The following is a 12,868-nucleotide window of genomic DNA, read 5'->3' as shown; positions in this document are numbered from 1 at the left end:
AAGGCATAACATATAGGTACTTCCTGATAAATTATGCATTCTTCCCTTTAGGAAATTTTCAGGTCCGTTTAAGGTAGATTAGCGATTTTAAAGCATCTTATTATATGGTAGGGACAAATACTTTTAACTTTAAAGTTTTATTACGTCTAACTACAAAGGCATCTAACCAATAAAAACAATATCTATGAAAAAATACGACCATATAATATTAGGAACAGGACAAGCAACAGGCACACTTTTGGGCAGGCTAATATCCACAGGAGATTCCATAGCGGTTATAGAGAAAGGTAAAGTTGGCGGAAGCTGTGTCAACTATGGCTGTACACCCACAAAAACAATGGTGGCAAGCGCAAGAGCAATACATTTGGCACGGCGAGGTTCAGAATTTGGTTTTGAGGCTGGCGACATTGGAGTTAATTATCCTAAGATTCGTGAACGTATGAATGGTATACGAAATGGGAGCAGTAACGGACTTAAAAACTGGATGAAGCGAACCGAGAATGTAGATTTTTACGAAGCGGAAGGAAAATTCACAGATGATAAAGTGATTAGCTTGGGCGAAGAGGAAATCACAGGAAATAACATTTATATAAATACAGGAACACGACCAAGACTTCCTAAAATAGAAGGTATCAATAATGTTGATTGGATGGACAGTGCCAGACTATTGGATAAAGAAGATTTGCCTGAACATCTTATTATTTTAGGAGGTGGTTATATAGGAGCAGAGTTTTCTCAAGTATACAAAAGATTTGGCTCAAGAGTGACAATTGTCCAAAGGGCTGACCAATTGATGCCACGTGAGGATAAGGATGTAGCTGATGCCATTAAAGATATTCTATTGGATGAGGATATCAATATACTTTTGGGAGCTGATGCGAAATCGGTTACTCAAAAAGATGGAATAATTCAATTGACTATTGAAAAAGATAGTAACGAAGAAGTTATTAAAGGCTCAGACCTTTTGCTGGCGATAGGTCGAGTTCCAAATAGTGATAATTTAGGATTGGAGAACACCTCATTGAAAACGAATGAAAGAGGCTATATTCAAGTTGATGATTATTGTCGAACAGGCGTAAATGGCGTATTTGCATTGGGAGATGTAAACGGAGAAGGCGCTTTTACCCATACTTCGGTCAACGATGCCGAAATTGTATTAGATTACCTCTTTGGAGGTGAGCGTGCTATATCTAAACGCATTCCTATCTATGGATTATTTACAGACCCACCTTTGGGTCGAGTGGGAATGAGTGAAAAAGAAGCATTGGCAACCGGTAAAAAAGTGTTGAAAGCCACTTATGATATGAGTAGAATTAGTAGAGCCAAAGAAATGGGTGAGACCAAAGGCTTTGCCAAACTATTAGTAGATGCAGAAACCGACCTTATTCTCGGCGGTTCCATATTAGGAATCAATGGCGACGAAATCATCAATATGTTCGCTGCCATAATGCATAGTGGTATCCAATGCAGAAATTATAGAAGAGTTGTTCTGGTGCATCCCACGGTCTCGGAGTTAATGCCGTGGATGCTTGATGGAATTAAGGAAGCGATGGAAAAGGAAGCGTAACCTTCTGATAATGATAGAGATCACTAATAAACAGAATGGAAAAAGCCATAAATTCTATTAAAAGAATAGGATAACTTTATCTTTGCTTTTCAAATTGTAGAAAAGGATGACACCTTAACCGAACCAAATAACTACAATTTGTTGCATTTAAAAGTGATGAATCTTGAGCAAATAATACTATTGTTGGTTTCTGGTCAGGGAATATTGTTGAGCTTGGCACTACTTTCATCAATATTTAGGAAAAGGTTAGCAGTCTTCTTTTTGGGCTTAATCACCTTCATTTTTACCATCGAAATTTTGAATATCTGGGCGATGAGGATGTCCTATCACAGCTCAGATAATGCTTTTCCTTTCTGGCTACTTGGTTCATATTTAATTATTCCACCAGCCTTATTGTTCTTTGTGAGAGCAAATACGCAACCCGATTTTCGCTTTAAGCGAAAATCGCTTTTATTGTTTTTGCCCGCACTCATTGAGATTGCTGTTGAGTTGTTTTCATTCTATTCAAACAAAGTTTTACATACTGGTTATAACTTGATAGATAATACGTTTTGGTACATCTTAACGGAAATAGTGCCTGTATTTGCAATGATTTTTGTTCTGGTTCTTTTTGGTAAAAAGCTCTACAGTTTGTATCTACAAGTAAAACAAATGCCAAGCAAGGGCAATGGTTATTCTCAAATTCATAGACTTACAGTTTTCTTTGTCATATTTTCGATTCTTACCCTATTTTGGTTGCTAATCACGTTATTCGATTTTCAGGTATTTACCATTATTGAGGTTATCTTATTACTTTTTTTATTCGCTATTGGATATATAGGCTACTTTAAGCCATCATTCTTTGACATCCCAAGAGTTTTAAAGACGCAACTGGTAGCGGATAAATACCCACAGTTCAATGATAAATCTGAATTGGAGAAATTGACCGCCCTGTTTGAGGATGAGAAGGTATATACAAAACAGAAGTTGTCGTTAAAAGAAGTAGCAACACACCTTGGCCTTCCTGAAAGATATGTTTCGGAACTTATCAATTCATACTTCAACGTAAGTTTTACCTCTTATGTTAATTCCTTTCGGGTAAAGGAAGCGATGCAACGTATCAATGACCCAAGAGAAAAGAATAAAACATTACTTGCAATAGCAATGGAGGCCGGATTCAATTCTAAATCTTCATTCAATAAAATCTTTAAGGATACCACAGGAAAAAACCCTTCATATTATCTCAATAAGTAATACAATGTGTCCAAAAACGTGATTTAGGACGTCCAATATCAGATTTTAAAGCGATTGTCACATATGATACCGTTTGCTTTGCCGAAAACTAAACGTTATCATATGAGAAATCTATTCATAATCATTTTGAGCCTATTGAGTTGCCAATATAGTTCCTCACAAATAGGAAGTGAATCCATCAATCGGGGTAAGGTTGACATCGAGCTCAACAAAAATATTGAACTTTTAGGATTGGCCTATTTTATAGGATTTGAGGGAGTGAATATTGAGACCAAAACCGTTCAGGTTGATGGTGAGGCAATACCCAAAAAAGATTGGCATAATTACGGTTATGCGCTGTATCAGGACTACAAGTCGTATGCGACAAGCGCTAACTTAGCCAAAAGCTTTTCGGTAGCGAACCATTTGTGGCTCGATTACCTTTCCGCTTTTCTTATGCAAGTGGATGAAGTACCGAACGCCAAGTTGACTGATGCTATCGCTGAGCACTATTATCTAAACTTTTCTAAAAATAAAGACGCTGCCGAAGCGAAAAATAATGTAGAAATATTCTTAGAGGGAATGAATGCTTTCTCAAGGGAGATTAACCTTGAAGCCTATCTATCAAATGCTGAGCTCTATTACAGGAAGATGATTGAAGAAGTAAGCAATACGCTGCCAAATGCCAACTTTATTGATGCTATGGAAGCTTTTTACAATACATCATTTGAAAGTTATGTGCTGGTGCCTAGTTTGACCATACCCAAGGGAATGGGATTCGGAATTAAAGTCCCTACCAACAACAAAACAAAAATTTATAGTGTGTTCGGAGCGTTGGATGCACAAGAGTTTGAAGATGAAAACAACTTAAAAATGGGTTTTAGAAATCCAGAAAAATTGATGGAATTGAGTATCCACGAATTTGGGCACTCATTCGTAAATCCAGAAGTCACAAAATTACCAGACCATTTGTTCCAAGAGACCGAACACTTGTTCAAGCCGTTAAAAGCTGTGATGTACGACCAAGGTTATAATACTTGGAAAGCCTGTGTTTATGAGCATTTTGTAAGAGCAGGAGAAATCATAATTGCCGAAAAGCTCGGAGATGAGAAAACGACCGAAAGATTAATGTTAGATTACCAAGAGAAAAGGCGATTTAAGTATATTCCCGAAATACTAATTGAACTGAGAAAGTATGATGACGGATTTTACAAATCGTATTATGCGTTGGTCGAATCAACAATGAGAAAATTATCAAAATTATAAGGGAATGTTTTTTCTTTACAATAAAAGTGTCCAAAAAATGAACACTAAGTGTATCAAAACTGGACACTTTCGATTCTATGTGAAAATGCAAGATATTGATATTTAGTAATTTAGTCAGTTGGCACGTTTTTTATTCAATACACTGATATATCAATAACTCAAAATATGCTAAAGCACACTTTTCTCATTGCAATAAGAAATATAAAAAAGAACAAGACCAGCTTTTTTATAAATATTATCGGTCTCTCATCGGGTCTTGCTTCCGTGATTCTTATCTGTCTTTGGATTAGTGATGAACTGAGTGTCGATGCCTTTCACGAGAAAAAAGATAACATACATCAGGTGATAACCAATCTTGATTGGGAAAACAAGATTATAACAATGGAGAATAGCCCGCTATTATTGGCGGACGCGCTTACAGAGGAATTTCCAGAAATTGTTGCTGCTACTTCTACAAGCGCAGATTTTATTCAGCCCACGGGTGTTTTGGAGTATGAGGAGCATACCAAGGTCGGAACAGGAATTTTCGCAAGCGAGAACTTTTTTGACACGTTCTCTTTCAATCTACTTTTTGGGAACAAGGCAGAAGTTCTGAAGAATAAGGATAACATCGTACTATCCGAAAGTCTTGCCGAAAGTCTATTTACCAATGCGAACGATGCTATTGGGAAAACTTTGGTGTGGGATTACAAGTGGAGTGATGGTGGCAGAAAACGAATCTTGAATGTCTCAGGAGTCTTTGAGGATGTTGGGAATAATTCTACCCTAAAATTTGAAGCGTTGCTTCCAGCCAAATCTATGGTCGGTGATTCCAGATGGGCGGGAGATTGGAGTGGCGGTTATGCCCACACTTATCTAGTCTTGGACGAGAATGCAGACATCAGTCAGTTAAACGATAAGATTGCCAAGTTTTTGAGCACAAAGCTTGATGACAGGGATAATTTCACAATTTTTACACAGCAGTTCGCTACCCGTTATCTCAATGGTAATTACGAAAATGGTGATTTAGTGGGCGGTAGAATATTCTATGTCAAGCTGTTTGCCCTAATTGCTTTGTTCATTCTTGTTATAGCCTGCATCAACTTTATGAACTTGGCAACGGCTCAAGCGAGCAAGAGAATGAAGGAAATTGGTATAAAAAAAGTGGTAGGTGGAAGAAGAAAAACATTGATATATCAGTTTTTGGGGGAGTCGATTTTTATGACGGTGATTGCTTCACTATCTGCCTGTTTAATTACCGTGTTGGTATTACCTTACTTTAATCACATTACCGGGAAACAAATTGAATTCAACTTGGCACTCAATCTCATCTTTGCCCTGATGGGTTTGGTCATCCTAACAGGACTTCTGGCAGGAAGCTATCCGGCATTCTATCTTTCGAAATTTAGACCGGTGTCCATTTTAAAAGGCAAGTTGAACACAGTTGCAGGAGAAGCTTTGATTAGAAAAGGATTGGTGGTTTTTCAGTTTACGCTTTCGGTAATATTCATTATTTCAGTTTTCATCATCAACAATCAGATTGAATTTATGATGGATAAAAACTTGGGCTACAACAAAGAGAATGTGGTCACTTTTAAGATGAAGACGGATTATAAAAACCGCGATATACTTATTACTGAACTGGAAGCAATGAGTGCTGTTACAGATGTCGCTTTTATGAGCGGGAGTCTTTTGGAAGCAGGCGATGGTCAAGGTGGATATTCTTGGAGAGGTCTCGAATCTGACAAAAAGGTAATGTTCAAATCACCGAGAATAGGATATAATTATATTGAGACATTGGGTATTGAGCTACTTCAAGGCCGTACTTTTTCAAAGGATTTCAATGATGACGAAAGCAGGATTATCATCAATGAATCTGCTTTAAAATTTATGGAATTGGACCCAGCAACCGCAGTAGGAACAATTATAGACCACGGAAGCAGAAAGAAAGAAATCATAGGTGTTGTAAAAGACTTCCAATACGGCTCGCTTCACAATACCATAGAACCTCTTATTATGAGATTCAGAAAAGGCGGTGCCGATATGGTCGCAAGAATAAAGACCAATGAAGTCGCAAACGTAATTTCTGAAATAGAGACAATTTACGAACGCTTACAACCAGGATATCCATTTGAGTTTGCTTTCTTAGATACCGAGTATCAAAACCTATACGAAGCTGAAAGTAGGATTGCCTCATTGTCTAAAATATTTACATTATTAATTGTGCTCATTTCGTGTCTTGGTCTGTTCGGGCTTGTGATGTTCACAGCACAGCAAAGAAGCAAAGAAATTGGAATTCGCAAGATTCTTGGCGCAAGTGTAACTACCATTGTAAAATTGTTGTCAAAAGATTTCTTAAAACTTATTACACTTTCCATCCTGATTGCAATGCCCATTGCTTGGTTAGTTATGAGCCATTGGCTTCAAGACTTTGCTTACAGAGTGAGTATCAGTTGGTGGGTTTTTATAGTAGCCAGTTTCATTATGATTTTGATTGCAATGGCAACAATCAGTTTTCAGGCCATCAAGGCAGCGTTGGTAAATCCAATTAAATCATTAAAAACAGATTAAAATAGAATTCCAAAATTTTTATTGTAGTAAATGTATAAAATTCAGGTTCCAATTCCACTCAGCACATTCCCCTACATTCCACGCTCGCCTGCTGAAAAAGCAGGCAATCACTTCATTTCGGAAAAAGAGCTTCACTACACAATTCTTGGACACAATCCCCAATTCCAGCTTTCCATTCCGCTAACCCTTCCCGCTATGCTGGAAAGGAACACTACATTCCAGAGCCAAAATCGTGAATTAAGTCCGCTTTTTTAATCGGAAAGCCATCGGCTCGATTTTCTTGACAGGATTTTCGGCGCGGTCTTCTTGAGCCCTCACTCGAAAATCCTTAAAAACCAAACCGCTGTCTTACACATTTTAAGGGGCTTATAATGGATAAAGCCTTTGTTGTTTTTCGGGGCGTCGAAAAACAGGCACGACATAACCAATTCTAAAAATAACCCCAGCTACTTATCTCGCTTAACTATCGGTACGCTTAAACGCAACTGCGTTTAAAAGAATTGCTAATGCCCTTATGGAACTTGTCAAGACTATACAAGTTTTAGTGAAAAATAAGGTTTCTACTTCCTTGAAATTCCAAGGAATTTACTACGTCGCAAACACACCTGATTTTGCCCGAAAAGTCTTGACAAAACCCACTCTATCCATTGTGCGGTGCACAGAAGAAAAGAACAAACACCCCTTAAAATTTAATCTGTTTTAAATCAATAGGGGAAATATAAATCCTTAAATATTTTATTATGAGTACTATTAAAAATCACGTACAGTTAATTGGAAACGTTGGACAAGAGCCAAGCATTACGAACCTTGAAAGCGGTAAGAAAGTAGCCCGTTTTTCAATCGCTACAAACGAGTATTACAAAGATGCCAAAGGCGAAAAACAAACAGATACGAATTGGCATACGGTAGTTGCTTGGGGTAAAACCGCTGAAATCGTAGAGAACTATGTTGCAAAAGGCAAGGAAGTAGGAATAACTGGAAAGTTGAAAACCAGAACCTACACGACCGATGATGGCAACCAACGCTATGTAACGGAAGTTGTAGCCGATGAAATCCTATTACTTGGAAGCAAAGGCGACAAGTAATCTTTAAAATTAAAGAGGGCGCACCTGTGGAAAGTTTCGCCCTCTTTTCATTATTCATACATTAAATACATAAACAATGAAAGCACAAGTTAACGAAATAAAAGAGCGATTGCAATATTTTACTGGAACGGAAATGTTCTATCAAATCCCATTATTGCGAACCCGTTTTACTGACGGATTGAAATATTTATCGGAAGTAGCAGAATGTTTTTGGCTCATTACGGACACGTCGGTAATTGCAAAAAGTCTGATGAACCGAAGCGAATTTGTAACCATCGATTTCAAAAGATTACCAAAAGAAAAACAGGATTATTCTGGTTACGAAGCTGAAATAATTTACAGCGATGGCAACGACAATATTTTGGAAAAACACGGTTATCGTGCAACCGATTTCCCACTCGATGAACTGCGGTTATTTTTTGTAAATGATACGCTGATGTTACCAAGCGAATATTAAAAATCGGACGTTATGATATATCTAAATTTTACCGATTTGAACGAGGAAACACAAGAGCGATTACTTGCCAATTCCAAAGAAGAAGTAAAGGAAAAGTACGGCAAGGATATAATAGATTATGCTACAAAGCATAATACAAATTTGGACAAGATGTTGGACGAGGAAGCATTGCGGAATTTATATTCCTACAGCTATGTATTCAATATCTGATATGTAATAATTTTAAAAGAAGCGCCCTTGAAATTTCAGGGGTGTTTTTGTTTGAGTCAATATCTATATTGGTAAAACTGACGCTCTAATTAATTTCCTTTTCCAAATTCCTACAATTCGCATCTAAATCATATCAATTGAGACCAATAGCCGTTTCGGGCTTTTAGCTATAAATCATAAATTGAATAGGCTTGAAAAACGCTTATTTAAGCAGCAGTTATCTACTCTGATTTGACTTTCCTGATAACTATAATAGTACTAGAATAACGATTAAAAAAAACAAATCTCGATACAGCAATCGATATGATTTTTCTGGGATAAAGTTCAGGGAATTTCAAATGGAAGTAAATGTCATCTATAACGAAAATTGCATCGTGACTTTAAAAAAGTTACCTGAAAAATCAATAGATGGGATTATCACTTCGCCACCATATAATATAAACACGGAAAGAAGTGATTGTTATTATAATAATGGATATTCGGAGATTGATGGATTGAGCGAAAATGACTATTTACAAATTCGGACTGATGAGTTTCTACAATTCTCTAAGGTTTTAAAAGATAAAGGTGTTATCTGCTACAACATTTCTTATTCAAAAGAAAATCCAATTTTGCCTACGCTCTTGGTTTCAAGAGTGCATTCGGAAACCGATTTAACAATTGCTGATATAATTTGCTGGAAAAAGCCAAACGCCATTCCATTTCAAACATCGCCGACCAAATTGAGTAGGATAACAGAATTAATTTATGTTTTCGTAAAGAAGGCTTATTTGCACGATTTTACCACCAACAAAAAAATAAGTAAAGTAAGCAAAAAGACAGGGCAGAAATTCTATAGAAACTATACCAATTTCGTAGAGGCAAAAAATAATGATGGATATAAATCGAGATTGAAGGCAACGTATTCACAAGATTTATGCAGACAATTAATAAGCATATATTTCCCAAAAGGCAGTTTGATTTATGACCCATTTTCGGGAATTGGCACAACACAATTAAGTTGCCTTGAATCTGATTGTTTTTTTATTGGAAGCGAAATTATAAAAGAGCATTTTGATATTTGTATGAACAGACTTAGAGAAAAAAACGTATCTTTATTTAGCTGAAATTCAGCATTCAATTTAAGTAGGGTTATCCACTTTTCGACTTTCGCCGATAACCTTACACATCGAAAAATAACATATCGGAGAATCATTTTTCTTGAAAATGGCAATCGGCTTTTTAGCCGGATTGTATGGATTTTTGTCACGCTTGCGCGTGACGAAAAGGAATAGCAAGAGGGTAACACGCTACGCGATGTTTCGGATTCCTTTTCGTTTTCAAATAGCTGACTATCAGCGATTTGAATATATCTTAAATTCTTGACAATCAACGATTTGCGACAAACGGGCTGTAATGACCCATTTTTAGGGAAGATTTTGCGACAAATCGGCGAAATATGGACTCATTTATTGGAATTAGATTTAAAAAGGAAACCGCAAAACGCTTCCAAACTTTCTCACGCACTTACTTCAAATCGCACACCGAAGCAATGGCTACGATGCTCGATTTTTTCTTCTATAACGAAATTTCGCCAAAGGAAAAATTAGGTCCAACAGGGCGAACCATTGAAGCCAAACTTCTCAAAAGAATCAATGCGGTTATTGCCATTATGCGGGATGTCGAAAAGACACAGACCAAACCTACGGTGGCGATGATTCAATCCCTTTTTGAAATGGAAGAACCTGCAAAAAAACCTTTGATTGTTGAAAAGAAATATGCCGAAGAAAAGAAGGAAGTTCGCTTTCGCGAAAAGAAAAATCAAAGCAACCAACTATAAACTTTTGAGCTATGTACATCACAATCACACCTCAAAAATTAGGAACAAATTACTCACAAAGTTCAGCGGATTTTGTAGGCTATTTAGAGAAAGAAAATGAAGGTTTAGAACAACGAGATATGGAACACTTTTTCAATCAATTTGGCGACGAGATTTCCGCTGAAGAAGTGGTAAAGGAAATCGATGGAAACACCGCAAAATTGAAAAAGAAAGAACCCAAGTTTTATTCAATTACGGTAAGTCCTTCAAAATATGAATTGCGAAAACTTCAGCACAATAGCCAAGATTTAAAAACCTATACTCGTGAACTGATGAAGGACTATGTTGCCAGCTTCAATCGAGAAATTCACGGACGCCCCATAACCATAGATGATATAAAATACTATGCGAAAATTGAACATCAACGAACCTTTAAAGGAACAGATTTTCAGATTAAAGAGAATCAACCTTACGCTTCAAAAATTCTTCAGCTCAAAACGGATATCCGAAATATTCAAGATGGACGAGCTGAAGGGAATATCAACAAGATGAAAAAGGAAATCGCCAAACTGGAACGGCAAGCACCACATCAACAAAACGGAAAACGAATAGTCCAGGGAATGCCCAAAGCAGGAAACCAAAGTCACATCCATATTATCGTGAGCAGAAAGGATGCTTCAAATTCTATAAGCCTTTCCCCAGGAAGTAAACACAAAGCATCCGAAGTAGAGATGCACGGAAAAAAAGTTAAGCGTGGTTTTGATAGAGATACATTTTTCGCGAAAGCGGAAAAAACATTTGATAAGACATTTGGATATAAGCGTAATTACGCAGAGACCTACAAGGCTAAAAAGACCTTTGTAAAGAACCCAAACCTATATTTTTCCGCTTTGATGAAACTGCCTGCCAATGAAAAAGCATTGGCTTTTAAAATGATAAGTAAATCAGGATTGCCCATAGTGCCGAGTATTCCTGTAAGTCAAGCACAAATTGCACTTCGAGTTTTCAAACGTTTAAGACGTGGCGCAGAAGTGGCCATCAAATCAAGTTCAATAGGAATCTAAGTATGGAAATAAACAATCTCATAACGATACTTTCAATTATTGGTCTGGCCAGTATGGTTTTCTATGCAATGTTTTGGATATCAAAATATGCGTTTCTTTTAAATAGCATACTGCTTTCAGTTCTCGTGTTCTATTTGTCCGAAGGAAATGAATTGATATTTATATTACTTTATTTAGTTTGTCCGCTAATGCTAATTAATATAGGGTTTTATGTCTTTCTTCATAAAACTGAAAGTCCAAAAAATGGCGATAGCAAATACCAAGTAAACTTTGCAACTACCAAAGGAAATTTCAAATTGGACAACATCAAACGTGGTGCATCCATAATCGGTTCTGCGGGAAGCGGTAAGACTGAAAGCGTGGTTTATGGATTTTTAAAGCATTTTAAAAAAGAAGAGTTCTGCGGAATCATTCACGACTACAAAGATTTTGAACTGACCGAAATGGCATACCCACTTTTCAAGGATAGTGATATCCCTTTTAAGGTCATTTCCTTTGATAAAATCATCCAGAGGGTAAATCCCATCGCACCTCGCTATTTAGAGAACGAGGAAAGCGTAAATGAGGTGTCGAGGGTGCTGATTGAAAACCTGTTAGAACAAAGAGAAAGCGGAACGACTGGAACAACAAAATTCTTTAACGATGCTGCGGAAGGTTTGATTGGTGGATTGATTTGGAAATTAAAAACAGAATATCCAAAATACTGTACGCTACCACATTTGATAGCAGTTTATCAATTTCTTGACACAAAAAGCCTTATCCAGTTTCTGGAAACCAACACCACATCACGAGCAATGGCAGATGCTTTTATTAGTGGAAAGGATTCAGATAGGCAGACAGCTGGTGTAAAAAGCACTTTGGCAAATGCCCTGAAACGAATTAGCACACAGCGCATTTTTATGGCATTGTCCGCAGACGAGGTACCACTAAATATTAATAGTATTGAAAATCCCTGTGTAATTTCGATTGTGAACAATCCAAAATATGAAACATCTTATTCGCCTGTAATAGCTACTATTATTCATACCATTACCAAACAAATGAGTGTTCGGAATTCCAAACCTTCGTTTTTGTTGATAGAAGAAGCACCTACGATTCGTTTATTGAATATGCACCGTATTCCGGCAACATTACGTAGTTATGATATTGCCACCATTTATGTGATGCAGGATAAAATACAGAACGATATGATGTATGGCGATAAAGCAAGCAAAGCCATATTGAGCAACCTATCCTATCAGTTCTTTGGTAAGGTCAACGACCCAGATACCGCCAAATATTACGAGCGCTTTTTTGAAATTATCAAAGATCCCACAAAAAGCATAAGCCGTGGTCATAATCTCGATTTTGATACACGTGTTACAACTGGAGAAAAAGAAATTCCCAAGATTCGAGCAGATGTTTTCTTTAGGTTGAAACAAGGTGAGTTTATTACTTATGCTGATGGTAGGGATAAGAAAGTACATTTTAAACTGGCTAATATCCAAAGAGAATTATCGAAGAAGTCGAAACAGTTTTCTCTGGCAGATTTAGCAGCTAATTTTGAGAGGGTTTATGATGAGGCTCGCTCGATTTTCAGTAAATAAAATTTTGATAAAAGAAGTTACTCAAAAGTGAACCTTTTGTCTTTGTATAAATAAATAAATGAAATCTTCATTA

General features: G+C 36.9%; 11 protein-coding genes. All 11 read left to right on the top strand.

The genetic code is table 11. From position 1 onward, the window contains the following. Positions 1–184: 184 nt before the first annotated feature. The 11 genes from HM983_RS01105 (at position 185) to HM983_RS01055 (ending at position 12,795) form a co-directional block, all read left to right on the top strand. On the top strand, positions 185–1,567 hold the full coding sequence (locus tag HM983_RS01105) for a mercuric reductase (protein WP_179343427.1): 1,383 nt from the start codon (positions 185–187) through the stop codon (positions 1,565–1,567). Positions 1,568–1,723: 156 nt separating this feature from the next. Then, entirely contained in the window at positions 1,724–2,800 is a 1,077-nt protein-coding gene (locus tag HM983_RS01100; RefSeq protein ID WP_179343426.1) for a helix-turn-helix domain-containing protein, read from the top strand. A 102-nt stretch (positions 2,801–2,902) separates the two neighbouring features. Continuing rightward, a complete protein-coding gene (locus HM983_RS01095; protein WP_179343424.1) occupies positions 2,903–4,045 on the top strand; it encodes a DUF4932 domain-containing protein in 1,143 nt (380 codons plus the stop codon). A gap of 165 nt (positions 4,046–4,210) precedes the next feature. Beyond that, the gene (locus tag HM983_RS01090) at positions 4,211–6,595 is read left to right on the top strand and encodes an ABC transporter permease (RefSeq protein ID WP_179343422.1); all 2,385 of its coding nucleotides are present in this window, start codon (positions 4,211–4,213) and stop codon (positions 6,593–6,595) included. 740 nt (positions 6,596–7,335) lie between these two features. Next, on the top strand, positions 7,336–7,680 hold the full coding sequence (locus HM983_RS01085; RefSeq protein WP_179343420.1) for a single-stranded DNA-binding protein: 345 nt from the start codon (positions 7,336–7,338) through the stop codon (positions 7,678–7,680). A gap of 76 nt (positions 7,681–7,756) precedes the next feature. Then, a complete protein-coding gene (locus HM983_RS01080) occupies positions 7,757–8,137 on the top strand; it encodes a DUF6876 family protein (RefSeq protein WP_070237383.1) in 381 nt (126 codons plus the stop codon). A 12-nt stretch (positions 8,138–8,149) separates the two neighbouring features. Beyond that, positions 8,150–8,347: a hypothetical protein gene (locus HM983_RS01075; protein WP_179343418.1), complete on the top strand. Its 198-nt coding sequence runs from the start codon at positions 8,150–8,152 to the stop codon at positions 8,345–8,347. A 338-nt stretch (positions 8,348–8,685) separates the two neighbouring features. Beyond that, positions 8,686–9,453 carry a DNA-methyltransferase gene (locus HM983_RS01070; RefSeq protein WP_179343416.1) on the top strand — a complete coding sequence of 256 codons (768 nt, stop codon included), beginning with the start codon at positions 8,686–8,688 and terminating at the stop codon, positions 9,451–9,453. Between the two features lie 332 nt (positions 9,454–9,785). Then, positions 9,786–10,166 carry a BfmA/BtgA family mobilization protein gene (locus HM983_RS01065; RefSeq protein WP_179343414.1) on the top strand — a complete coding sequence of 127 codons (381 nt, stop codon included), beginning with the start codon at positions 9,786–9,788 and terminating at the stop codon, positions 10,164–10,166. An 11-nt stretch (positions 10,167–10,177) separates the two neighbouring features. Continuing rightward, the gene (gene mobB / locus HM983_RS01060; protein ID WP_179343413.1) at positions 10,178–11,209 is read left to right on the top strand and encodes a MobB family relaxase; all 1,032 of its coding nucleotides are present in this window, start codon (positions 10,178–10,180) and stop codon (positions 11,207–11,209) included. 2 nt (positions 11,210–11,211) lie between these two features. Beyond that, positions 11,212–12,795, top strand: a complete 1,584-nt coding sequence (locus HM983_RS01055) for a type IV secretory system conjugative DNA transfer family protein (protein ID WP_179343411.1) — start codon at positions 11,212–11,214, stop codon at positions 12,793–12,795. The last annotated feature ends 73 nt before the right edge of the window (positions 12,796–12,868 follow it).

This window comes from Winogradskyella ursingii, assembly GCF_013403975.1.
Classification (GTDB): Bacteria; Bacteroidota; Bacteroidia; order Flavobacteriales; family Flavobacteriaceae; genus Winogradskyella; species Winogradskyella ursingii.
The sequence above is the reverse complement of the archived record's forward strand: the minus strand, read 5'-3'. Positions and strand labels throughout refer to the sequence as shown.

Coding starts and splice junctions, on each gene's coding strand:
- HM983_RS01095 (WP_179343424.1), top strand. CDS start 2,903: ATGAGAAATCTATTCATAATCATTTTGAGCCTATTGAGTTGCCAATAT.
- HM983_RS01070 (WP_179343416.1), top strand. CDS start 8,686: ATGGAAGTAAATGTCATCTATAACGAAAATTGCATCGTGACTTTAAAA.
- HM983_RS01085 (WP_179343420.1), top strand. CDS start 7,336: ATGAGTACTATTAAAAATCACGTACAGTTAATTGGAAACGTTGGACAA.
- mobB (WP_179343413.1), top strand. CDS start 10,178: ATGTACATCACAATCACACCTCAAAAATTAGGAACAAATTACTCACAA.
- HM983_RS01105 (WP_179343427.1), top strand. CDS start 185: ATGAAAAAATACGACCATATAATATTAGGAACAGGACAAGCAACAGGC.
- HM983_RS01065 (WP_179343414.1), top strand. CDS start 9,786: ATGGACTCATTTATTGGAATTAGATTTAAAAAGGAAACCGCAAAACGC.
- HM983_RS01090 (WP_179343422.1), top strand. CDS start 4,211: ATGCTAAAGCACACTTTTCTCATTGCAATAAGAAATATAAAAAAGAAC.
- HM983_RS01100 (WP_179343426.1), top strand. CDS start 1,724: ATGAATCTTGAGCAAATAATACTATTGTTGGTTTCTGGTCAGGGAATA.
- HM983_RS01075 (WP_179343418.1), top strand. CDS start 8,150: ATGATATATCTAAATTTTACCGATTTGAACGAGGAAACACAAGAGCGA.
- HM983_RS01080 (WP_070237383.1), top strand. CDS start 7,757: ATGAAAGCACAAGTTAACGAAATAAAAGAGCGATTGCAATATTTTACT.
- HM983_RS01055 (WP_179343411.1), top strand. CDS start 11,212: ATGGAAATAAACAATCTCATAACGATACTTTCAATTATTGGTCTGGCC.